Origin of the sequence: Pseudomonas sp. TE3-3-F2023, from assembly GCF_036784815.1 — a bacterium.
In the GTDB taxonomy this organism is placed as follows: domain Bacteria; phylum Pseudomonadota; class Gammaproteobacteria; order Pseudomonadales; family Pseudomonadaceae; genus Aquipseudomonas; species Aquipseudomonas pudica.
On record NZ_CP145113.1, the window covers coordinates 3,438,095 to 3,460,707 of the forward strand.

The window sequence follows — 22,613 nt, forward strand, 5'->3', positions numbered from 1 at the left end:
GGCATGGCGACCGTGATGAAGAAAGTGGACGCGGTAATCGTGGGCTTCGGCTGGGCCGGCGCGATCATGGCCAAGGAACTGACCGAGGCCGGGCTGCAGGTGGTGGCCCTGGAGCGCGGGCCGATGCAGGACACCTACCCGGAAGGCAGCTACCCGCAGGTGATCGACGAGCTGACCTACAGCGTGCGCAAGAAGCTGTTCGTCGACGTGTCGAAAGAAACCGTCACCATCCGCCACAGCATGAATGACGTGGCGCTGCCCAATCGCCAGCTCGGTGCCTTCCTGCCGGGTAAAGGTGTAGGTGGCGCAGGCCTGCACTGGTCGGGCGTGCACTTTCGGGTAGACCCGATGGAACTGCGCATGCGCAGCCACTACGAAGAGCGCTACGGGCGCAAGTTCATCCCCGAAGACATGACGATCCAGGACTTCGGGGTCAGCTACGAAGAACTGGAACCGCACTTCGACTTTGCCGAAAAGGTATTTGGTACCTCTGGCCAGGCCTGGACCGTCAACGGGCAGATCGTCGGCCAAGGGAAGGGCGGCAACCCCTATGCGCCGGACCGCTCCAGCCCGTTCCCGCTGCCTTCGCAGAAGAACGTGGTGTCGGCCAGGCTTTTCGAAAAAGCGGCGGCCAGCCTGGGCTACAAGCCCTACAACCTGCCATCGGCCAACACCTCCGGGCCGTACACCAACCCGTATGGGGCGCAAATGGGGCCGTGCAACTTCTGCGGTTTCTGCAGCGGCTACGTGTGCTACATGTACTCCAAGGCCTCGCCCAACGTGAACATCCTGCCGGCGCTGCGCCAGGTGCCGAACTTCGAATTGCGGCCCAACGCCCATGTGCTGCGGGTGAACCTGGACGACAGCAAGCGCAAGGCCACCGGGGTGACCTACATCGACGCCCAGGGGCGGGAAGTGGAGCAGCCGGCGGACCTGGTGATACTGGCGGCGTTCCAGTTCAACAACGTGCGCCTGATGCTGCTGTCCGGCATCGGCAAACCGTACGACCCCATCAAGAACGAAGGCGTGGTCGGGCGTAACTTCGCCTACCAGAACATGGGCACGGTCAAGGCGTTCTTCGACAAGGACACCTACACCAACAACTTCATCGGTGCCGGTGGCAACGGCATTGCCATCGATGACTTCAACGCCGACAACTTCGACCATGGCCCGCACGGCTTCGTCGGTGGCTCACCGATGTGGGTGAACCAGGCCGGCACACGGCCGATTGCCGGTGGTGCGACCCCGCCAGGCACACCGGCCTGGGGCAGCGCCTGGAAGAAGGCCACCGCCGATTACTACACCCACCAGGTGTCGATGGACGCCCACGGCGCCCACCAGTCCTATCGTGGGAACTACCTGGACCTCGACCCGACCTACCGCGACGCCTACGGCCAGCCGCTGCTGCGCATGACCTTCGACTGGCAGGAGAACGACATCAGGATGAACCAGTTCATGGTCGACAAGCTGAGCAAGATCGCCCAGGCGATGAACCCCAAGACCATTGCCGTGCTGGGCAAGAAGGTCAAGGATCACTTCAACACCGCCAGCTACCAGACCACCCACCTGAACGGCGGCGCGATCATGGGCACCGACCCGAAAACCAGTGCATTGAACCGCTACCTGCAAAGCTGGGATGTGCACAACGTGTTCGTTCCGGGAGCTTCGGCGTTCCCCCAGGGGCTGGGCTACAACCCGACCGGGCTGGTGGCGGCGCTGACCTATTGGTCGGCCCGCGCCATCCGCGAGCAGTACCTGAAAAACCCTGGCCCGCTGGTTCAGGCTTGAGGAGCGATGCGCATGAAGACAATGTTGATCGCAACCCTGCTGGGTGCCAGCGTGGCCGCACAGGCTGCGCCGAATGACGATGCGCAGGTGCGCCAGGGCGAGTACCTGGCCCGCGCCGGCGACTGTGTTGCCTGCCATACCGCCAAGGGCGGCAAGCCGTTCGCCGGTGGGCTGCCGATGGAGACACCGATCGGCACGGTTTACTCCACCAATATCACCCCGGCTGCCAGTGGTATCGGCCAGTACAGCTTCGAAGACTTCGACCAGGCGGTGCGCAAGGGCATCGGCAAGGACGGCAGCACCCTGTATCCGGCCATGCCATACCCATCTTACGCACGTGTCAGCGAGCAGGACATGCAGGCGCTGTATGCCTATTTCATGAAGGGTGTGGAGCCGGTCGAGCAGCCGAACAAGGCCACCGACATCCCCTGGCCGCTGAGCATGCGCTGGCCGCTGGCGATCTGGCGCGGGTTGTTCGCGCCAGAGGCCAAGCCCTGGCAGGCGTCGGCGGCCGACCCGGTGGTCAACCGCGGCGCTTATCTGGTCGAGGGCCTTGGGCACTGTGGCGCGTGCCATACGCCGCGCGCGCTGACCATGCAGGAAAAGGCATTGAGCCCACAGGATGGCGAGCAGTTCCTGGCTGGCAGTGCACCGCTGGAAGGCTGGATTGCCAAGAACCTGCGTGGCGATCACAAGGACGGCCTGGGTAGCTGGAGCGAAGAGCAGCTGGTGCAGTTTCTCAAGACTGGCCGTAGCGACCGCAGCGCCGTGTTTGGTGGCATGAGCGATGTGGTCGAGCACAGCATGCAACACATGAGCGACGCTGACCTGACCGCCATCGCCCGGTACCTGAAGACGCTGCCGCCGAGCAACCCTGCCGACCGGCCGCACGTGTACGACAAACAGGTGGCAGATGCGCTGTGGAAGGGCGACGACAGCAAGCCCGGGGCGGCGGTGTACATCGACAACTGCGCGGCCTGCCACCGTACCGATGGCCAGGGCTATACCCGCGTGTTCCCGGCCCTGGCCGGCAACCCGGTGGTGCAGACGGCAGATGCCACATCGCTGATCCACGTGGTGTTGGCAGGGGGCACGGTGCCAGCGACGCACGCGGCACCGTCGAACTTCACCATGCCGGCGTTCGGCTGGCGCCTGAGTGACCAGGAGGTTGCCGAGGTGGTGAACTTCATTCGCACCAGTTGGGGTAACCAAGGGGATGCCGTCACCGCCAGTGACGTGAAAGCCCTCCGTTAACTGCATCCCTCTGTCTGCACCCCCAATCCACTGTGGGAGCGGGTTTACCCGCGAATGCGTCGGCACATTCAACATCGCATTCGCGGGTGAACCCGCTCCCACAGGGCTTTGTGTTTGCTTTCCTATATATTTCAACTGCTTAAAACGCACTTTTATTGTATCTACTAAGCATATAAATCGCCCTGCCGACCAACGGCATGTTGACGAACGCGTGCGTTTTTGCTGTATTGAAACCGGTTTCATCGCTATCACAACAATCATAAGGACAGCCCATGACCGACGCGCCTGCCCATGCCCGCGAACGGGTCACCATCAGCGAAGTAGCGCGTGTCGCTGGCGTTTCCAAGGCCACCGTCTCCCGTTACATCGGCGGTGACCGGCAGTTGCTCGCCGAAGCCACCGCCAAGCGCCTGGAAGAGGTCATCGAGCGCCTCGGTTACCGCCCCAACCAGATGGCCCGTGGCCTGAAGCGCGGCCAGACGCGCCTGATCGGCATGCTGGTGGCCGATATCCTCAACCCCTATTCAGTGGCCGTGATGCATGGCGTGGAAACTGCCTGCCGCCAGCACGGCTACAGCCTGGTGGTGTGCAACACCAACCGCGACGACGATCAGGAGCGTCACCACCTGGTGGCCCTGCAGTCCTACAACGTCGAAGGGCTGATCGTGAACACGCTTGGCCATCACCCCGGCGAATTGCTCAACCTGCAGCGCGACATCCCCATGGTGCTGGTCGACCGCCAGTTGCCGGAACTGAATGTCGACCTGGTGGGCCTGGACAATGCCGACGCTGTCGAGCAGGCCCTGGACCACCTGCAGGCGCAAGGCTATCGCGACATCCTGGCGGTAACCGAGCCCCTCGATGGCACCAGCTCGCGCCTGGAGCGGGTACAGGCGTTCGGTACATCGATCAGCCGGCGCCCCGGCATGCGCCAGCAGGTGCTGGAAATCGGCGCCGGGCTGGATGACCAGCTGGCTTCGTTCCTCGTCGGCAGTGGTCATGGCCCGCAGGCCATCTTCACCTTCAACGGGGTCGCCACCCTGGCCGTGACCCGAGCCCTGCACCAGGCAGGGCGCAACCTGTTCGCGGACGTCGGGCTGATCGCCCTCGACGACCTCGACTGGTACCCCTTGGTCGGCACTGGCATCACTGCACTGGCCCAGCCCACCGAGCGTATCGGCGTGGCAGCATTCGAGAGCCTGCTTGGCCGCCTGCGCGGCGACAGCGGGGCAGTACGGCGCATCGACTTCAAGGCCGAGCTGATCATCCGAGGTTCAACCCAGCCACAGTAATCACAGGCAGGTACCTGCGTGCCTGCTGTTACCCAAAAATGAAACCGGTTTCACAAGGACAACAACAATGCATCCGAACCCCGTTTCCATCAGCCTTTCCAGCTACGGCGCCGACTATGTCCGGCAACGTGGCCAGGAACAGTTCCTTGATCTGCTGGCTGCCGCTGGCGTCACCCGCGTGGAACTGCGCGAAGAACTGTTCACTTGTGCCCCGGATACTGCAGCGCTGTCTGCAGCCATTGCCGCGCTGCGCCTGGAGTGCCTGTATTCCACGCCCCTGGAGCTGTGGACCGCACAAGGCGTGCCAGACCCGCAACTGGCGCAGAAACTGGACACTGCCCGCGCCCTTGGCGCGGTCGCGCTCAAGGTTTCCCTGGGCCACTACCATGCGGGCTGTGACGTCGCGGCCCTGGCGACGCTGTTGCCGGCGCACGGGCCGTTGCTGCTGGTGGAGAACGACCAGACCGCGCAAGGTGGGCGAATCGAACCCCTGCAGCAGTTTTTCCAGCGCGCCGACGAACTCGGGCTGAGCCTGGGCATGACCTTCGATATCGGTAACTGGCAGTGGCAGGGCGAGCCTGCTCGCCACGCCGCTCGCCAGCTTGGCCGCTGGGTCAGCTATGTGCATTGCAAGGCCGTGCAGCGCCGGGCCGATGGCCGCCTGGTAGCCGTCCCGCCAGAGGCTGCGCACCTGCAGGATTGGGCCGAGTTGATGGCCGAGTTCACCCCCGGCGTGGTGCGTGCTGTCGAGTACCCGCTGGTGAGCGACGATCTGCTGGCGCTGACCCGGGCCCAGGTGCGCGACCTCGCGGCGCTGGGGCAGGGCGTGGCATTGGGCGAGGAGCTGAGCCATGCATGAGCATGACGTGTTGTGTTTCGGCGAGACCATGGCCATGTTCGTCGCCGAGCAGGCTGGCGACCTGGCCAGTGTCGGCCAGTTCGGCAAGCGCATCGCCGGCGCTGACAGCAACGTGGCCATCGGCCTGGCGCGGCTGGGCTTCAAGGTCCGCTGGCTGAGCCGGGTGGGCGACGATTCGCTGGGCCGTTTCGTGCTCGACAGCCTGCGCCGCGAAGGCCTGGACTGCTCCGGCGTCGAGGTGGATGCCTGCAACCCCACCGGCTTCCAGCTCAAGGCCCGCTGCGATGACGGCAGTGACCCGGCGGTGGAGTACTTCCGCCGTGGTTCGGCGGCCAGCCGGCTGTCGCCTGCGTTGCTGCGCCCGGGCTCTCTGCAGGCGCGCCACTTGCACGCCACCGGCATTCCGCCAGCGCTGTCGGAGAGTTGCCGGGCGCTGTCCCATGCGTTGATGGACGCCATGCGTGCCGCCGGGCGCAGCATTTCGTTCGACCCCAACCTGCGCCCCTCGCTGTGGCCTGACCAAAGCAGCATGGTGCGTGAAGTCAATGCCCTGGCCGCCAAGGCCGACTGGGTTCTGCCCGGGCTGGAAGAGGGCCGCCTGCTGACCGGCCAGCACACCCCGGCAGACATCGCCGCATTCTACCTCGACCAAGGGGTGGAACTGGTGGTGATCAAGCTGGGCGATGCCGGTGCGTACTTCCGCAGCGCCAAGGGTGAAGGCCAGGTGGCGCCAGTGCCGGTCAGCCATGTGGTGGACACCGTTGGCGCCGGCGATGCCTTTGCCGTCGGCGTGCTCAGTGCGCTGCTGGAGGGCCACCCGGTAGCCGAGGCAGTTGCGCGTGGCAACTGGTGCGGCAGCCGCGCCGTGCAGTCGCGTGGCGACATGGAAGGGCTGCCGCTGCGCCATGAGCTGCAGGCCCACGACCTGCGCAGAAGCGCGTGAACGCTTGACCCCGAAACACCTGTTGCAACAAAAACAACAAGCTCAGGAGAAACGAACCATGCAAAGCCAAAGCCTGGCACCTCGCCGCTGGTGGTACATCATCCCGATCGTGTTCTTCACCTATAGCCTGGCGTACCTGGACCGTGCCAACTACGGGTTCGCCGCCGCTTCCGGCATGGCTGAAGACCTGCATATCACCCCCGCACTGTCTTCACTGCTGGGGGCACTGTTCTTCCTTGGTTACTTCTTCTTCCAGGTGCCCGGCGCCATCTATGCCGAAAAGCGCAGTGTGAAGAAGCTGATCTTTGTCTGCCTGATCCTCTGGGGTGGCCTTGCCACGCTCACCGGCGTGGTCAGCAACGTCTACATGCTGATCGGCATCCGCTTCCTGCTCGGGGTGGTGGAGGCGGCGGTGATGCCGGCCATGCTGGTGTACCTGTGCCACTGGTTCACCCGCGCGGAGCGTTCGCGCGCCAACACTTTCCTGATCCTCGGCAACCCGGTGACCATCCTGTGGATGTCGGTGGTGTCTGGCTACCTCGTCAAGCATTACGACTGGCGCTGGATGTTCATCATCGAAGGCCTGCCCGCGGTCATCTGGGCGTTCTTCTGGTGGCGCCTGGTGGATGACCGCCCGGCCCAGGTGAAGTGGCTGAGCGAGCAGGAAAAGACCGCTCTGGAACAGGCGCTGGCTGCCGAGCAGCAAGGTATCAAGCCGGTGAAGAACTACCGCGAGGCGTTCCGCTCGCCGCAGGTGATCATCCTTGCGCTGCAGTACTTCTGCTGGAGCATCGGTGTGTATGGCTTCGTGCTGTGGTTGCCGTCGATCCTCAAGCAGGCGGCCAACCTCGATATAGTGCAGGCCGGCTGGCTGTCGTCGGTACCTTACCTGGCGGCGGTGCTGGCCATGGTCGGTGTGTCGTGGGCGTCCGACCGCCTGCAGAAGCGCAAGCGCTTCGTCTGGCCACCACTGCTGATCGCCGCCGTTGCGTTCTATGGCTCGTACGCCCTGGGCAGCGAGCACTTCTGGCTGTCGTACGCGTTGCTGGTGGTCGCCGGCGCCTGCATGTATGCCCCCTACGGCCCGTTCTTCGCGATCGTGCCCGAGATCCTGCCGGCCAACGTCGCGGGCGGTGCCATGGCGCTGATCAACAGCATGGGCGCGCTGGGCTCGTTCGGTGGCTCGTGGCTGGTGGGTTATCTCAATGGCGTCACGGGCGGGCCAGGCGCCTCCTACCTGTTCATGTGCGGTGCGCTGCTGGCCGCAGTGGCGCTTACCGCCGCGCTCAATACTTCCCAGACATCAGGCCGGGCCAAGCGCGGCAACTCGCGCCTGGCCATGAACCATTAGGAACCAGTGCAATGAAGAAGCGAATCGTCCTGTACAAACGCCTGTCCGACGACTTGATGGCACGCCTGCAAGAACGCGTCGAGGTGACCTGGGTGGATACCTCCGGGCCCGATGGCCTGGCGCGTTTGCGCGACGCCTTGCCGGGGGCGCACGGGCTGCTGGGGGCCAGCCTGCGCCTGGACGCCAGCCTGCTCGACCTGGCGCCACAGCTTGAAGTGGTGTCCAGCGTTTCGGTCGGCGTGGACAACTACGACATCGCCGAGCTCAGCCGGCGTGGCGTGATGTTGACCAACACCCCCGACGTGCTCACCGAAACCACCGCCGACACGGGCTTTGCCTTGATCCTGGCCACCGCCAGGCGGGTGGTGGAACTGGCTAACTGGGTGCGAGACGGGAACTGGCAGGCCAACCTCGGCCCGGCGCATTTCGGCAGTGATGTACACGGCAAGACGCTGGGCATCGTCGGCATGGGCCGCATCGGCGAGGCCCTGGCCCGGCGTGCTGCGGCCGGCTTCGGCATGCGTGTGCTGTATCACAGTCAGCGTGCCAAGCCTGAGGTGGAGGCGCGGCATGCCGCGCGTCAATGCAGCCTGGATGAGCTGTTGCAGCAGGCGGATTTCGTTTGCCTGACCGTGCCGCTGAGTGCCAGCACCGAAGGCCTGATCGGCGCGCGGGAACTGGCGCTGATGAAGCCAGAGGCCATCCTGGTGAACATTTCCCGCGGGCGCGTGGTGGATGAGCCGGCACTGATCGAAGCGTTGCGTGCCCGGCGCATACGCGGCGCCGGCCTGGATGTGTTCGTGCAGGAACCGTTGCCGGCGCAGTCGCCGTTGTTGCAACTCGACAATGTGGTGGCGACCCCGCATATCGGCTCTGCGACCGAAGAAACCCGCCAGGCCATGGCGCGTTGTGCGGTGGACAACCTGCTCAGTGCGCTGGCCGGCGAGCGCCCGGCCAACCTGGTGAATGGCTAGCGCCAGATCCACAAGCCTGCGCGGCCCCTGTGGGAGCGGCCTTGTGTCGCGAAAGGGCTGCAAGGCAGCCCCCGGATTCAATGCGATTCTGAACGCTGCGCCTGCGCTGGCGCAGCACTCTCCACCGGCTCCAGCGGCGGGTGCTCCTGCGCCGCATGCATCAGGTCTTCGGTCACCCGCAGCTCGGCACCGGTCGGTGAGAAGGTGGTCGAAGCGGTGAACGGGGCCGGGTGCTCCGCCGCCGGGCGCTTGCCACGGCGCCACATGAAGAAGCACACCATGGCCAGGTTGACCACGGAAAAGGCCCAGAACAACCCGGCCTCGCCAAACTCGGTCATCATTGGCGAAATCGCCACCGGCGCCATGGCCGAACCCAGCGAGTTGATCAGCAGCAGTCCCTGGATCATCGGCACAAGTGCATCCGATGGCGCCCGGTCGGCCGCATGGCTGACCGCCACCGGGTACAGGGTGAACACGCCACCACCCAGCAGGAACAGCATTGCTGGCAGCAGGATCGAGTCCGACGGCAGAAACACCGTGACCAGCGACAGCAGCACGCACAGCGCGGCCAGGGCAATCAGCACATCCTGGCGGTCCTTGCGGTCGGACCAGCGCCCGACCGGGTATTGCAGCAGCATGGCACCCAGAATCACCCAGGCCATCATGTTACCGACCTCGCCCACGTCCAGGCCGATGCGCTGCAGGTACAGCGGCAGCAGGGCATAGATGCCGGCGATGGCCACACCCGAACCGAAGCAGCCGACCAGGCCCGACGGCGCAACGCCCAGCAACTGGCGCGGCTTGAGCGGTTCGACCTGTTCCAGCAGCGGCGACACTCGGGGCAGGATCACGATGGGCAGTACCGACAGGGCGGCGAGCACGCCGGCCAGCATGAACGGTGCGGTGTCACCCATGTGGGTGATTTCGCCAAGGCCGGCCTGGGCGATGACCCCCGCGCCGTAGAAGGCGATCATGTACAGCGCCAGCAGGCGGCCGCGGATCTTGGCGTCACCGGCCAGCAGCAGCCAGCTTTCGATCACCAGGAACACGCCCACCGCCGCCCAGCCGTTGATCAGGCGCAGCACCGACCACCAGGTGACGTCGTAGAACAGGCCTTGCAGCAGGATGGTCACGGCGATCAGCGAGGCGAAGCTGGTGTAGGCGCGGATATGGCCGATGCGCAGGATCAGCCGGTCGTTGAAGATGGCACCCAGGGTCAGGCCGATGAAGTAGGTCGAGGAGACCACACCGATGGTGGTGGCCGACTCGCCGGCAGCGCCCAGGCGCAGGGTGGTAAGGGAAGACATGAAGCCGTTGCCCAGGGCAATGATGAACAGCCCGAGCAGGGGCGCCAGCGCCATGGCCAGCAAACGCGGAGACATACGTACCTCTAGTTGGATGAGCGGAATGAGCGCCTTTTCGGACGCGCACGCCGGCTCGACCCGAACGGGCCGAGGGGCTGCACGGATGTGCCTGGGCTGGATGCGACGCTGCCGGTTGCCACCGTTCAAGGCGACGGGCGAAAAGGATGCGCGATTCTACGGGCTTGCGCGGTTTTGCCCAAGGGGCTTGGGTGTGCGACGAGACGCCGCAGTCTGCGGGCGACACGAATGCGTCTTGGGCGGACATCCCGGGGCCGCAAAGCGGCCCCGGCAATCCCGCAGTCTGCGGCATAATGCGGGGCCCACCCCCAAGGAAGGCCCACCAATGTTCGCTTCGCTGTTCGCAGTCCTGGCCCCGGTTTTCATCGTTGCCGGCATCGGCTATGCCTGGGCCCGCAAGGGCCTGGACTACCCCACCGAATTCATCGCCCGAGTGGTGATGACCGTGGGCACACCTTCGCTGGTGCTGTCCACGCTCAGCCGTACCGAGCTGGACCCGAACGCCTTCACCAGCATGGCCATGGCCTGCCTGCTGTGCACCTTGGGGATGGCCCTGGCCGGCTTGCTGGTGTGCCGCGCTTCGGGCATGCACTGGCGTGTCCTGTTGCCGGCGTTCATGTTCCCCAACACCGGCAACATGGGCCTGCCGATCAGCCTGTACGCCTTTGGCGAACACGGCCTGGCCCTGGCCGTGGCGTTCTTTCTGACCTTGTCGATCGTGCAGTTCACCCTCGGCATGGCCATTTCCGGTACTGCGGCTTCGCTCAAGGCACTGCTGCGCAACCCGATCGTGATCAGCCTGGCCGGGGCCATGCCGATCATCTTTCTCGATTTCGAGTTGCCGCGCTGGCTGGCCAATACGGCAGACCTGCTGGGCGGCATGACCATCCCGCTGATGTTGCTGACACTGGGCGTGTCGCTGGCCAGCATTCGCCTGCATCATGTGGGCAGCGGCATGCTGCTGGGGGCTTTGCGCATTGGCCTGGGGGCCGCCGTGGGCTGGGCAGTAGGTGCGGCGCTGGGCATGGGAAGCCTGGAGCGTGCGGTGCTGGTGGTGCAGTCGGCGATGCCGGTTGCCGTGTTCAACTACCTGATGGCAGTGCGCGCCAACCGCGAGCCGGAGCAGGTGGCGAACCTGGTGATGTGTTCCACGGTGCTGTCGTTTGCCTGGTTGCCAGTGGTGCTGGCGTGGTGGATGTAAGCCTGTACCGGCCCTTTCGCGGGTGAACCCGCTCCCACGGTTACAGCGCAGGTTCCAGCCTTGTGATGGAACTGTGGGCGCGGGTTCACCCGCGATGAGGCCGATACGGCAAACGGCTATTTCTCCTGCAATCGCCACCCCTGGCTGGTCAGCACCATCGCCCGGGTTTCCTTGAGCGGCGTGTCATTGCTGGCCACCGCCTTGCCCAGTTCGGCAATGCTGGCCTTGACCCCTTCGTCCCCGGCCCAAGCCGGTAACCCGGTGATCTTGTAGGCATAGGTCACGTTCGAAATCTTCTGCCCGGTCACCTCGCTCGGCTTGCTGAACTGCTCGATGGCGGTGACCTGCGCCTTGCCGAAGCACAGCCCGTTATTTGCCTTGTAATACCTGCGCCCTTCGTCGGTGAGCTCATAGGCGTAGTAGATGTCCGTGCGTGCCGCTTGCCACAGGCGGGCGGGCACCTCGGTCCGCGAGATCTCCTTCTCGCTGACGACACCGACCCGGGCCAAGGCATGCAACGCCTTGTTGGTGCCATGCAGGTCGAAGTCCTGGGTCTTGGTAGGGAATGAACTGATGACGAAGCAGCGGGGGTACTGGGTATCGAGGTAGGCCTGGGCGGCCTTCTGAAAACTGGCCTCGCTGGTGTCCTCGCTGTTCGAGCAACCGGCCAAGGTTGCAAACAGCGCCAGCGGCACGATCTTCCTGTACATGGTGACACTTCCTTGATTGACAAAGGCAAACGGGTCGTGCGCGATTAGAACCTACGGGCTAGAGCGGCGCAATCATGGCAAGACGGCATCTCTGCATGATCTTCGCTGGCCTCTTCGCGGGTAAACCCGCTCCCACAGGTATTGCACAGTTTTCAAGACCTGTGGTGAACCTGTGGGAACGGGTTTACCCGCGAAGAGGCCAGTGGCAACAACATCAATCCTGGCTGCGAGTATCGATACTGACCACCACCGACATCCCCGGCCGCAAGCGCCGAGCCTCCGGCTGGTCGGCATCCACGGTGATCCGCACCGGTATGCGCTGGGCAATCTTGACGAAGTTGCCGGTGGCATTGTCCGCCTGCAGCAAGGCGAACTCGGAGCCGGTGGCCGGTGATATCTGCTGCACATGCCCCTGCAGCTTCAAGTGGTTCAGCGCATCCACGGTGAAACTCACCGGCTGGCCAATGCGCACATTGGCCATCTGGGTTTCCTTCATGTTGGCGATCACCCACAAGGTGTCGGGTACCAGCGCCATCAACTGCGCACCGGAATTTACATAGGCCCCCAGGCGCGTGCCGATCTGCCCCAGCTGGCCGTCGCGCGGGGCGGTGACGCGGGTGTTGTCGAGGTCGATGCGGGCCAGCTCCACGGCGGCCTTGGCGTTTTCCACGGAGGCCTCCAGCGCGGCCCGGTTGACCACCACGGTTTCGCGGTCCTGGCGGGCGATTTCCAGTGCCGCCCTGGCCTGGGCCAGGCTGGCGACAGCTGCGGCCTCGCTGGCCCGGGCCAGGTCCAGGTCGCGGCGCGACACCGAGCCGTCGCTGACCAGCGCCTGGTTGCGGCCGAGGTCGGCCCTGGCCTTGGCTGCCTGGGCAGCGGCATCGCCAATGGCCGCCTGGCGCTGCGCAATGGTGGCTTCGGCACTTTTACGTTGCTGCAGGTTGTTGGCCAGCGCCGCCTGTTGTTGCTGCAGCTGGGCGATGGCCTGAGCCAGGCGCTGCTTGTAGATGCGGTCGTCCAGTTGCACCAGCAGGTCGCCGGCCTTGACAAACTGGAAGTCGTGCACCGGCACATCGACGATATAGCCGCTCAGCTGCGGCCCGATGATGGTCACCTGGCCGCGCACCAGGGCGTTCTCGGTACTTTCGATGGCGCTGCTGAATGGCGGCAGGCGCCAGGCATAAAGCACCAGCAGGATACCGGCCAGGGCCACACAGGCGAAGCTGATCGACGACAGGATACGCACCCGCCGCGAACGCACCGGGCTGGTCGGCTCGCTGGGCGGCGTGGCGCCTTCCGGGGTTTCGGCAATGGCAGTGGTGGTCGTGGTGCGGGTGTCGTCGGTCATCGGGTGGGCGCGCCGGGGGTGGAGTCAGGGGAAATGGCCCGGCGTTTGGTGTGCCAGAGCCAGGTGCCACGGATGCAGATCCAGATCATGGTCAGGATAGCGATGCAGCCGATCAGCACGAACACATCGTTGTAGGCCATGATATTCGCCTCGCGGGTGGCGGCACTGGCCAACAGCCGCATGCCGGCTTCGCTGCGCAGCGCCGGGTCGGCAATGATGCCGCCGTAGCCGGCACCGCCGCTTTGCACGCGGGCCGTGACCAACGGTTCCAGGTAGCTGAGGCGGTCCATCAGGTGGCTGGAGTGGAATTTTTCTCGCCAGGTCTGGAAGGTGCCCAGCAGCGCCGCGCCAATCAGGCCGCCGAGGTTGTTGCAGATGCCGAACAGCACCGAGAAACTCACCAAGTTGCGCGGGTTGGCGCGCACATGGCTGATGCCCAGAGCCATGGATGGGCCGAGGAAGAAGGTGCTGCCGAACGCCAGCAGGAACTGGCTGAGGTACATCTGTGCCGGGCGGGTGAGGTTGCTCGAACTGCTGTCCATGAAGGCGCCGGTGGCCATGGCCAGCAGCGAGATGAACAGCGGGATCACCAGGTGGTTGGGGTTGATGGTGAGGGCACTGCTGGCCAGGCCGGCCACTGCGCCCAGCAGCATGACCGCGTACAGCGTGCGCATCTGTTCGCTGCCCATGTTCAGCGCCTGCAGGAAGCCGACCGCCCCGGTGGACTGCTCCGAGGTGACCATGCGGATCAGCACCACGCACAGGGCCAGGCGAATGATCGCGCCGCTGCCCAGCCAGCGGGTCATAAGCAGCGGGTTCTGGCGGTTGTGCTCGATGGCCAGGCCGCTGAAGATCAGTGCGATCGAGGCCGCCAGCGCCATGCCGATCCAGGGCGCCTCCAGCCACCAGTCGATACGCCCGAGTGACAGCACGGCGCACAGCAGGGCGGTGCCGCTGGCCATCAGCGAGAAGGTGAGAAAGTCCAGCGGCTCGAAGGTCTTGAAGCGGTCACCGGGGGGCAGCTTGAGCATCAGCACGCAACCCAGCGCAGCCAGTGCAAGGCCCAGTTCGAACAGGTACAGGCCGCGCCATTCGGCGATCTGCAGCAGGTCTTCGGAAAATATCCGTGCCAGTGGCAACGCCAGCTGCGAGGCGCCCAGGCCAAGCACCATCGCCTTCAGCCGCCATTGCGCCGGGAACGCCTGGATCATGTAGTACAGCCCCAGCGAGCTGAGCGCGGCACCGACCATGCCATGGGCCGCCCGCACTGCGATGGCCGAGTTGAGGTCGTTGACCAGCAGGTGGGCGAAGGTGACCAGGGCATAGAGCACCAGGAACACCTCGGTGAACGCGCGCAGGCCGAATTGCTGGCGAAACTTCACCAGCAGCAGGTTGATGGACACGTTGGTCATTACGTAGGCAGCCGGCAGCCAGGCCATTTCCGCCGTGGTTGCGCCCAGCGCACCTTGCAGGAACACCAGGTTGGCGGTGACCAGCGCGTTGCCCAGCCCACCGGTGATCGCCACCAGCAGCCCGACGACGCCGTAGGCCAGGCGCTTTGCGGGCGTGTGCAGGGGCGTGGAGGGGGAGCCCGGCAAGCTGGGCTTTTCGTGGGGGAGCCACTGGCGGGGGGCGTATTTGTCCATGGGGCAGACTGTACTTGAGGGCGCCGGGGGATGAAAACAGTCTATCGCCTGCACTTGCCTCTTCGCGGGTAAACCCGCTCCAACAGGTACTGCACAGCTTGCAAGATCTGTGGTGACCCTGTGGGAGCGGGTTTACCCGCGAAGAGGCCGGTGCAGGCGCTACAAGGCCTTGGCCAGAAACTCCGCAGTGCGGCTTTCGGCACACCCGGCCACCACCTGTGGCGTACCGCTGACCACCACCTGGCCCCCGGCATCCCCGGCCCCCGGCCCGATGTCGATCACCCAGTCGCTCTGCGCCACCACTCGCATGTCATGCTCGACCACCACCACGCTGTGCCCGCCATCGACCAGGCGGTTGAGTTGCACCAGCAGCCGGTCGATGTCCTGCGGGTGCAAGCCGTTGGTAGGTTCGTCCAGTACATACAACGTCGCCCCGCGGGCCATGCGTTGCAGCTCGGTGGCCAGCTTGATGCGCTGCGCCTCGCCGCCGGACAGTTCGGTGGCCGGCTGGCCCAGGCGCAGGTAGCCCAGGCCGATGTCCTGCAGCACCTGCAGGCAGCGCCGCGCCGCAGGCTGTTCGGCAAACACCTGCAGGGCCTGGTCGACCGTCAGCTGCAGCACCTGGGCAATGTTCATGCCCTGCCAGCTCACCGCCAGGGTTTCCGGGTTGTAGCGGGCGCCATGGCAGGTCGGGCAGGGCGCATAGACGCTGGGCATGAACAGCAACTCGACGCTGACGAAGCCTTCGCCCTCGCAGTTCTCGCAGCGCCCCTTGGCAACGTTGAAGGAGAAACGCCCGGCATCGAAGCCTTTTGCCTTGGCCTGTTCGGTGGCGGCGAACAGCTTGCGCACATGGTCGAACAGGCCGGTGTAGGTGGCCAGGTTGGAGCGGGGCGTACGGCCGATCGGCTTCTGGTCGACCTGCACCAGGCGCCTGATGCTGCCAAGGCCGGCGCTCACATGCCCGCCGCTGGCCTGTTCGGGTTCATCTTCCAGGCTCTGTTCTTCGGGCTCGTTGCGCTGGGCGGCATGGCCCAGGTGCGCACCCACCAGCTCCAGCAGGGCCTGGCTGACCAGGCTCGACTTGCCCGAACCGGAAATACCGGTAACGGCGGTAAAGCAGCCCAGCGGGAATTGCGCACTGAGGTTGTTCAGGTTGTTGCGGCTGATGCCTTCGAGCTTCAGCCAGTCGCGCGCCTGGCGTGGTGTGCGCGTGGTCTGGGCCGGTGCACTGAACAGGTAGGCACGGGTGCTCGACTGCTCGACCTCGGCCAGGCCCTCGGGCGGCCCGCTGTAGAGGATGGTGCCGCCATGCTCGCCAGCGGCAGGCCCTACATCCACCAGCCAGTCGGCGCGGCGCATGGTGTCCAGATCATGTTCCACCACATAGACCGAATTGCCAGCGTGCTTCAGGCGCTGCAGCGCCTCGAACAGGGCTTCGCTGTCGGCCGGGTGCAAACCGGCCGAAGGCTCGTCGAGCACATAGATCACGCCGAACAGTTGCGAATTCAGTTGTGTGGCCAGGCGCAAGCGCTGCAGCTCGCCAGAGGACAGGGTCGGCGTGCTGCGCTCCAGGGCCAGATAACCCAGGCCCAGGTCGAGCAGGGTGTCGATGCGTTCGAGCAGCTCGTTGGCGATGCGTTGGGCAGCCAGGCGCTTTTCCAGGGTCAGGTCGTCCTGCTGTTGTGCCAGGTAGTCTGCTGCCGCCACCTTGCGCAACACCTCGGCCAGCGCCTGCAGCGACAGGTGCGACAGCTCGGCGATGTCCAGGCCGGCGAAGGTCACCCCCAGCGCCTCGCGCTTCAGGCGCTTGCCCTGGCACAGCGGGCACGGGCTGGGGCGCATGAACTGGGCAACGCGCTTGCGCATCTGCGCGCTTTGCGAGTGCATGAAGGTGTGCAGCACGTACCGCCGGGCCCCCATGAACGTGCCTTGGTAGCTGGGCTCTAGCTTGCGCTTGAGGGCGGCGCGGGTTTGCGCCGGGGTCAACCCGGCATACACCGGCGCGGTGGGTGTTTCTTCGGTGAACAGGATCCAGTCACGCTGCGCCTGTGGCAGGTCGCGCCACGGGATATCGACGTCGTAGCCTAGCGTCACCAGAATGTCGCGCAGGTTCTGGCCCTGCCAGGCCATCGGCCACGCCGCCACGGCGCGCTCGCGGATGGTCAGCGACGGGTCGGGGACCATGGTCGCTTCGTCCACTTCGTAGACCCGGCCCATGCCATGGCATTCCGGGCAGGCGCCCTGCGGCGTGTTGGGCGAGAAATCCTCGGCATACAGCATCGCCTGGCCGGCTGGGTAGTGGCCGGCGCGGGAGTAGAGCATGCGGATCGAGCTGGACAGGGTGGTCACGCTGCCCACCGAAGAACGTGCACTCGGCGTGCCGCGTTGCTGCTGCAGGGCCACGGCCGGGGGCAGGCCTTCGATGGCGTCGACATCCGGCACGCCAACCTGGTCGATCAGGCGTCGCGCATAGGGCGCGACCGACTCGAAGTAGCGGCGCTGGGCTTCGGCGTAGAGAGTGGAGAAGGCCAACGAGGACTTGCCCGAGCCGGACACGCCGGTGAATACCACCAGTGCGTCACGGGGAATATCGACATCGATGTTCTTGAGGTTGTGCTCGCGGGCGCCACGGACGCGGATGAAGCCGGTGGGGGTGGTGGGGCGTGGGGGCATGACGCAGTCCTTGGCTTTGGCTGAACAGTGAGCTCAAGGTAACAGCAAAGGCATGACTTTGTGTTCCACCGTGTGAAACCAGATTCGATTGTGCTCCCAGCTTCCTCGCGCTTATCTGTCAGCCAAGCACGACCTGCCTCACCCGTCGTGACCTCAAGGCGAACAACAAGAACGGGAATCCACCCGCGCGAGGAGACTCTACATGTCCCGACATCAGCATATCCTGGCCTGGCTGAACGATGTGGCCAGCGACCTGCACGCAATCCGTCACGATATCCACGCTCACCCGGAACTGGGGTTCGAAGAAAGCCGCACTTCGGCGCTGGTTGCCCAACTGCTCGAAGAATGGGGCTATGAAGTGCACACCGGTATCGGCAAGACCGGCGTGGTCGGCGTACTGCGCAATGGCAGCAGCCCACGCCGCCTGGGCCTGCGCGCCGACATGGACGCGCTGCCCATCCACGAGGCTACCGGCGCCGCGTACAGCAGCCAGCACCAGGGCTGCATGCACGCCTGCGGCCATGACGGGCATACCACCATGCTGCTTGGCGCCGCGCGCTACCTGGCGGCGACCCGGCAGTTCCACGGCACGCTGACGTTGATCTTCCAGCCGGCCGAGGAGGGCCAGGGTGGCGCCGAGGCGATGCTGGCTGACGGCCTGCTGGAGCGCTTCCCTTGCGATGCACTGTTCGGCATGCACAACATGCCCGGGCTGCCGGCCGGGCACCTGGGCTTTCGCGAGGGGCCGATGATGGCCTCGCAAGACCTGCTCACGGTGACCCTCGACGGGGTTGGCGGCCATGGCTCGATGCCGCACCTGACCGTCGACCCGCTGGTGGCGGCGGCCAGTGTGGTGATGGCCCTGCAAACCGTGGTGGCGCGCAATATCGATGCGCAGGAGGCGGCCGTGGTTACCGTCGGCGCCTTGCAGTCCGGCGAAGCGGCCAACGTGATCCCGCAGCAGGCGCTGCTGCGCCTGAGCCTGCGCGCGCTTAACGCCGAGGTACGGGCGCAGACCCTGGAGCGGGTGCGGGCCATTATCGTCAGCCAGGCCGAGAGCTTTGGCTGCCGCGCCACCATCGAACATCGCCCGGCCTACCCGGTGTTGGTCAACCATGCCGCGGAAAACGCCTTCGCCCGGCAGGTGGGGGTGGAGCTGCTCGGTGCCGAGGCAGTGGATGGCAACACCCGCAAGCTGATGGGCAGCGAAGACTTCGCCTGGATGCTGCAACGCTGCCCGGGCGCCTACCTGTTCATCGGCAATGGCGTATCGCGGCCGATGGTGCACAACCCGGCCTACGACTTCAATGACGACATCCTGCTGACCGGCGCCGCCTACTGGGGCGCGCTGGCAGAGCGCTGGCTCGCGCCCGCCTGACCTTCCTGTTGACGACTGCCGCTGGAACCCGGGCGCGACCGCGCCTGGGCGATCACCCAATCATTGTGGGGAGTGTTTCCTATGCAGACTTCGAGCACCGGCGTGTCGCGTACCCGGCAAGTGGTCGCCGCCGTCATCGGCAACGCCCTGGAGTGGTATGACTTTATCGTGTACGGCTTTCTGGCCAGCATCATCGCCCGGCAGTTCTTCCCCTCCGACGACGAATACGCCTCGCTGCTGATGGCCCTGGCCACCTTCGGCGTCGGCTTTTTCATGCGCCCGGTGGGCGGCGTGCTGCTGGGCATGTATTCCGACCGCAAGGGCCGCAAGGCAGCGATGCAGATGATCATCCGGCTGATGACCGTGTCCATTGCCATGATCGCCTTTGCCCCCGACTACCTGGCCATCGGCATGGCCGCGCCGATGCTGATCGTGGTGGCGCGCATGCTGCAAGGTTTTGCCACCGGCGGCGAGTACGCCAGCGCCACGGCCTTCCTGGTGGAGAGCGCGCCGGCCCACCGCAAGGGCCTGTATGGCTCGTGGCAGCTGGTGGGGCAGTGCCTGGCGGTGTTCTCCGGGGCGGCGATGGTGGCCCTGGTCACCCACTTGTGCACGCCTGCGGCGCTGGACAGCTGGGGCTGGCGTATCCCGTTCGTGCTCGGCCTGCTGATCGGCCCGGTGGGGCTGTGGATTCGCAAGCACATGGAAGAGCCCGAGGAATTCATCGAGGCGCGCCGCCAGGCCAAGGGCCAGTCGCCCAGCCTGTGGCAGGTGCTGCGTGAGCATCGGCGCAGCCTGTTGGTATCGATGGGCCTGGCCTGTGGCGCGACGGTGTCGTTCTACGTGGTGCTGGTGAACATGCCGACCTTCGCCCACAAGAACCTCGGCCTGCCGCTGGACCAGGTGCTGCTGGTGCAGATGCTTGCCGTTGGGCTGATGACCGTGGTGATCCCGCTGTCCGGGGCGTTGTCTGACCGGCTGGGGCGGCGCCCGGTGCTGATGGCCTTCACCCTGGCGTTCTTCGTCATGGTCTACCCGTTGTATGTGTGGGTGGCTGCCGCGCCGTCGCTGGAGCGCCTGCTGGTGATGCAGCTGCTGCTGTGCACCGCCATCGGTGGCTTCTTCGGGCCGGCGCCCACGGCCCTGGCCGAGCAGTTCCCGGTCGAGGTGCGTTCTACCGGTGTGTCGGTGGCCTATAACGTGGCGGTGATGGTATTCGGCGGCTTCGCCCCGTTGATCGTCACCTGGCTGAGCAAGGTACTCGGTACCCCGGTGGCGCCATCGTTCTATGTGCTGTTCGCCTGCCTGCTGACACTGCTGGGCACCTATTGCCTGAAAGAAGCCCCACGCGCGGGCAAGCCTGCTGCTTTCAACCTTGGAGTGAAACCGTGATGCCGCTAGCCATCGACCCCATCGTTGCCCTCGATGCCGAGGCATTGTCCCGGGCCATCCATGCCCGCCAGATGTCGTGCCGGGAGGTGATGCAGGCTTATCTGGCGCATATCGAACGCTTCAACCCGCAGGTCAATGCGCTGGTGTCGCTGCGCCCGGCCGAGGCACTGCTGGCCGAGGCCGATGAGCGTGACCGCGAGTTGGCCCGTGGTCATTCGCGCGGCTGGATGCATGGCATGCCCCAGGCGATCAAGGACCTGGCCGCCACTGCCGGGCTGCGCACCACCCTGGGCTCGCCGCTGTTCGCCGAGCAGGTGCCCGATCAGGATGCAATCAGCGTGGCGCGGGTACGGGCCAGTGGGGCGCTGATCGTGGGCAAGAGCAATGTGCCCGAATTCGGCCTTGGTTCGCAGACCTACAACACCCTGTTCGGCACCACCACCAACGCCTACGACCCGGACAAGGTGGCCGGAGGCAGCAGCGGCGGGGCGGCGGCGGCGCTGGCCATGCGCCTGCTGCCGGTCGCCGATGGCAGCGACATGATGGGCTCGCTGCGCAACCCGGCGGCATTCAACAACGTGTATGGCCTGCGCCCGTCGCAGGGCCGTGTTCCCCACGGGCCGGCGCCGGAACTGTTCGTGCAGCAGCTGGCCACCGAGGGGCCGATGGGCCGCAGCGTCGTGGATGTGGCGCGGCTGCTGTCGACCCAGGCGGGCTTCGATGCGCGGGCGCCGTTGTCGCTGAGTGAGGGCCGGCGCGATTTTGCCGCCGGGTTGCAGCGCGATTTCCGCGGCGTGCGGGTTGGCTGGCTGGGCGACTACGACGGTTACCTGGCGATGGATGACGGGGTGCTGAGCCTGTGCGAAGCGGCCCTGGCGGACTTCGTCGAACTGGGCTGCCGGGTCGAGGCCTGCCAGCCGGCGTTCGACCTGGCGCGCTTGTGGCAATGCTGGCTGACCCATCGCCACTTCCTGGTGCACGGCAACCTTGGTGCGGCCTATGCCGACCCTGGCAAACGCGCGCTGCTCAAGCCCGAGGCGCAGTGGGAGGTGGAGGGTGGCCTGCAACTGAGCGCGACGGCGGTGTACCAGGCTTCGGTGGCCCGCAGCGACTGGTACCGCGCGCTGGGCAAGCTGTTCGAGCGTTACGATTACCTGCTGTTGCCATCGGCCCAGGTGTTCCCTTTCGATGCACGGCAACCTTGGCCAACGGTTGTCGGGGGGCGGACAATGGACACCTATCACCGCTGGATGGAAGTGGTGATAGGGCCGACCCTGGCCGGCTTGCCGAGCATCAGCGTACCGGTCGGTTTCAACGCTGCCGGGTTGCCGATGGGTCTGCAGATCATCGGCCCGGCCCAGGCCGACCATGCGGTGTTGCAGCTGGCCCATGCCCATGAACAGCTCACCCGTTGGGTAGCGCGGCGCCCGCCCCGGAGCCTGCAAACGCCATGAAACTGCTGGGCAGGCGCGGATCTTGCTGGCTATCCTGACCATCCAGCTACAGGGAGGTCACACTCATGGGTATCACGGCAGACAGTGGCGGCGTGCGTTCGGTGGAGCGGGCGCTGGCCATCGTCGACCTGCTGGGCGAACACCAGGCGCTGGGCCTGGAAGAACTGCATTACCTGACCGCGCTACCCAAGGCCACGGTGTCGCGCATGCTCGCCACCTTGCAGGAGCAGGGCTGGGTCTACCGCGGCCTCAGCGACCGGCGTTACCGGCTGTGTGCGCGGCGCCTGTTCGGCGACCGCCAGCTGCGTTTCAAACGGCGTCTGGTGGAGCACGCAGCGCCCATGTTGCTGGAGTTGAGCGAGCGCACCGGGCTGGTGGCCGACCTGTCGTGTTTCGACGGCGAGCGGCTGGAGGTGATGGAAAGCGCCATCCCCCAGGTATTGCGCAAGCGCTACCCGCACACCTGCCAGATCGTCGGCCATCATGCCAGCCTGTTCCATTCGGCGATGGGGCGGGCATGCCTGGGTGAGTTGGCGGTCGATGAAGTGCAGCGCCTGGCGGCCCATGAGCGGGTGGGCGACGAGACGGTGCTGCGCGATATCGAGGAGGAAGCGAACAAAGGGTTCGGCCAGCGCACCGAAGGGCACTGGGAGTACCCGGTGCGCTTGCCGTTCCTGATCCGCGCGATAGCCCTGCCGGTGCATGCCGAAGGGCGCCTGGCCGGGAGCATTGCCTTGCACTGGCCGCTGGACCAGGCGCCGGTGGAACGGGTGTTGAACCTGCACCTGAACAGCCTGGCGACAACGGTGTGGGAGGTGCAGCGGGCCTTGGTGGTTTGAGTCAGCCTGTACCGGCTTCTTCGCGGGTAAACCCGCTCCCACAGGGAATGTGCATTGCCCGAGGCCTGCTCGGTACCTGTGGGAGCGGGTTCACCCGCGAAGAGGCCAGTGCAGCAATCAACAAAA

General features: G+C 65.6%; 17 protein-coding genes. 12 read left to right on the forward strand and 5 right to left on the reverse strand.

Annotation, left to right across the window (positions count from 1 at the left end; translation table 11 throughout):
- Positions 1-3 precede the first annotated feature (3 nt).
- From V3314_RS15470 to V3314_RS15500, 7 genes are all read left to right on the forward strand, one after another.
- The gene (locus tag V3314_RS15470) at positions 4-1,788 is read left to right on the forward strand and encodes a GMC family oxidoreductase (protein WP_085600884.1); all 1,785 of its coding nucleotides are present in this window, start codon (positions 4-6) and stop codon (positions 1,786-1,788) included.
- 12 nt (positions 1,789-1,800) lie between these two features.
- Positions 1,801-3,042, forward strand: a complete 1,242-nt coding sequence (locus V3314_RS15475) for a cytochrome c (protein WP_338459222.1) — start codon at positions 1,801-1,803, stop codon at positions 3,040-3,042.
- Positions 3,043-3,314: 272 nt separating this feature from the next.
- Positions 3,315-4,334, forward strand: coding sequence for a transcriptional regulator PtxS (ptxS, locus tag V3314_RS15480; RefSeq protein WP_046614277.1), 1,020 nt, complete (start codon positions 3,315-3,317; stop codon positions 4,332-4,334).
- 67 nt (positions 4,335-4,401) lie between these two features.
- Positions 4,402-5,193, forward strand: a complete 792-nt coding sequence (locus tag V3314_RS15485) for an AP endonuclease (RefSeq protein WP_338459223.1) — start codon at positions 4,402-4,404, stop codon at positions 5,191-5,193.
- A complete protein-coding gene (locus V3314_RS15490) occupies positions 5,186-6,136 on the forward strand; it encodes a sugar kinase (protein WP_046614275.1) in 951 nt (316 codons plus the stop codon). Before V3314_RS15485 ends, V3314_RS15490 begins: the two co-directional genes overlap by 8 nt.
- 58 nt (positions 6,137-6,194) lie before the next feature.
- Entirely contained in the window at positions 6,195-7,487 is a 1,293-nt protein-coding gene (locus V3314_RS15495; RefSeq protein ID WP_046614274.1) for an MFS transporter, read from the forward strand.
- An 11-nt stretch (positions 7,488-7,498) separates the two neighbouring features.
- Positions 7,499-8,461, forward strand: coding sequence for a D-glycerate dehydrogenase (locus V3314_RS15500; RefSeq protein WP_046614273.1), 963 nt, complete (start codon positions 7,499-7,501; stop codon positions 8,459-8,461).
- Positions 8,462-8,538: 77 nt separating this feature from the next.
- Here the strand turns inward: V3314_RS15500 and V3314_RS15505 are convergent, their stop codons facing one another.
- Positions 8,539-9,843 (reverse strand): MFS transporter, encoded by a 1,305-nt coding sequence (locus V3314_RS15505; protein ID WP_046614272.1) that lies wholly within the window; start codon positions 9,841-9,843, stop codon positions 8,539-8,541.
- A 325-nt stretch (positions 9,844-10,168) separates the two neighbouring features.
- On the opposite strand from V3314_RS15505, the gene V3314_RS15510 reads away from it, so the two are divergent.
- Positions 10,169-11,044, forward strand: a complete 876-nt coding sequence (locus tag V3314_RS15510) for an AEC family transporter (protein ID WP_046614271.1) — start codon at positions 10,169-10,171, stop codon at positions 11,042-11,044.
- A gap of 116 nt (positions 11,045-11,160) precedes the next feature.
- On the opposite strand, the gene V3314_RS15515 is transcribed toward V3314_RS15510, so the two are convergent.
- The 4 genes from V3314_RS15515 to V3314_RS15530 form a co-directional block, all read right to left on the reverse strand.
- The gene (locus V3314_RS15515) at positions 11,161-11,754 is read right to left on the reverse strand and encodes a hypothetical protein (RefSeq protein WP_046614270.1); all 594 of its coding nucleotides are present in this window, start codon (positions 11,752-11,754) and stop codon (positions 11,161-11,163) included.
- A gap of 214 nt (positions 11,755-11,968) precedes the next feature.
- Complete coding sequence (locus tag V3314_RS15520; RefSeq protein ID WP_046614269.1) at positions 11,969-13,102, reverse strand: HlyD family secretion protein; 1,134 nt, start codon at positions 13,100-13,102, stop codon at positions 11,969-11,971.
- Positions 13,099-14,748, reverse strand: coding sequence for an MFS transporter (locus V3314_RS15525; RefSeq protein ID WP_046614268.1), 1,650 nt, complete (start codon positions 14,746-14,748; stop codon positions 13,099-13,101). Before V3314_RS15525 ends, V3314_RS15520 begins: the two co-directional genes overlap by 4 nt.
- 159 nt (positions 14,749-14,907) lie before the next feature.
- On the reverse strand, positions 14,908-17,424 hold the full coding sequence (locus V3314_RS15530; RefSeq protein WP_338459225.1) for an excinuclease ABC subunit UvrA: 2,517 nt from the start codon (positions 17,422-17,424) through the stop codon (positions 14,908-14,910).
- 202 nt (positions 17,425-17,626) lie between these two features.
- Between V3314_RS15530 and V3314_RS15535 the strand changes: the two genes are divergently transcribed.
- The 4 genes from V3314_RS15535 to V3314_RS15550 all read left to right on the forward strand — a co-directional run bounded on the left by V3314_RS15535 (position 17,627) and on the right by V3314_RS15550 (position 22,487).
- Complete coding sequence (locus tag V3314_RS15535) at positions 17,627-18,802, forward strand: M20 aminoacylase family protein (RefSeq protein ID WP_338459226.1); 1,176 nt, start codon at positions 17,627-17,629, stop codon at positions 18,800-18,802.
- Between the two features lie 81 nt (positions 18,803-18,883).
- Positions 18,884-20,194, forward strand: coding sequence for a citrate-proton symporter (locus tag V3314_RS15540; RefSeq protein WP_015270478.1), 1,311 nt, complete (start codon positions 18,884-18,886; stop codon positions 20,192-20,194).
- Positions 20,194-21,648, forward strand: coding sequence for an amidase (locus tag V3314_RS15545; protein ID WP_161797618.1), 1,455 nt, complete (start codon positions 20,194-20,196; stop codon positions 21,646-21,648). Before V3314_RS15540 ends, V3314_RS15545 begins: the two co-directional genes overlap by 1 nt.
- A gap of 65 nt (positions 21,649-21,713) precedes the next feature.
- Positions 21,714-22,487, forward strand: coding sequence for a helix-turn-helix domain-containing protein (locus V3314_RS15550; protein ID WP_338459227.1), 774 nt, complete (start codon positions 21,714-21,716; stop codon positions 22,485-22,487).
- Positions 22,488-22,613 lie beyond the last annotated feature (126 nt).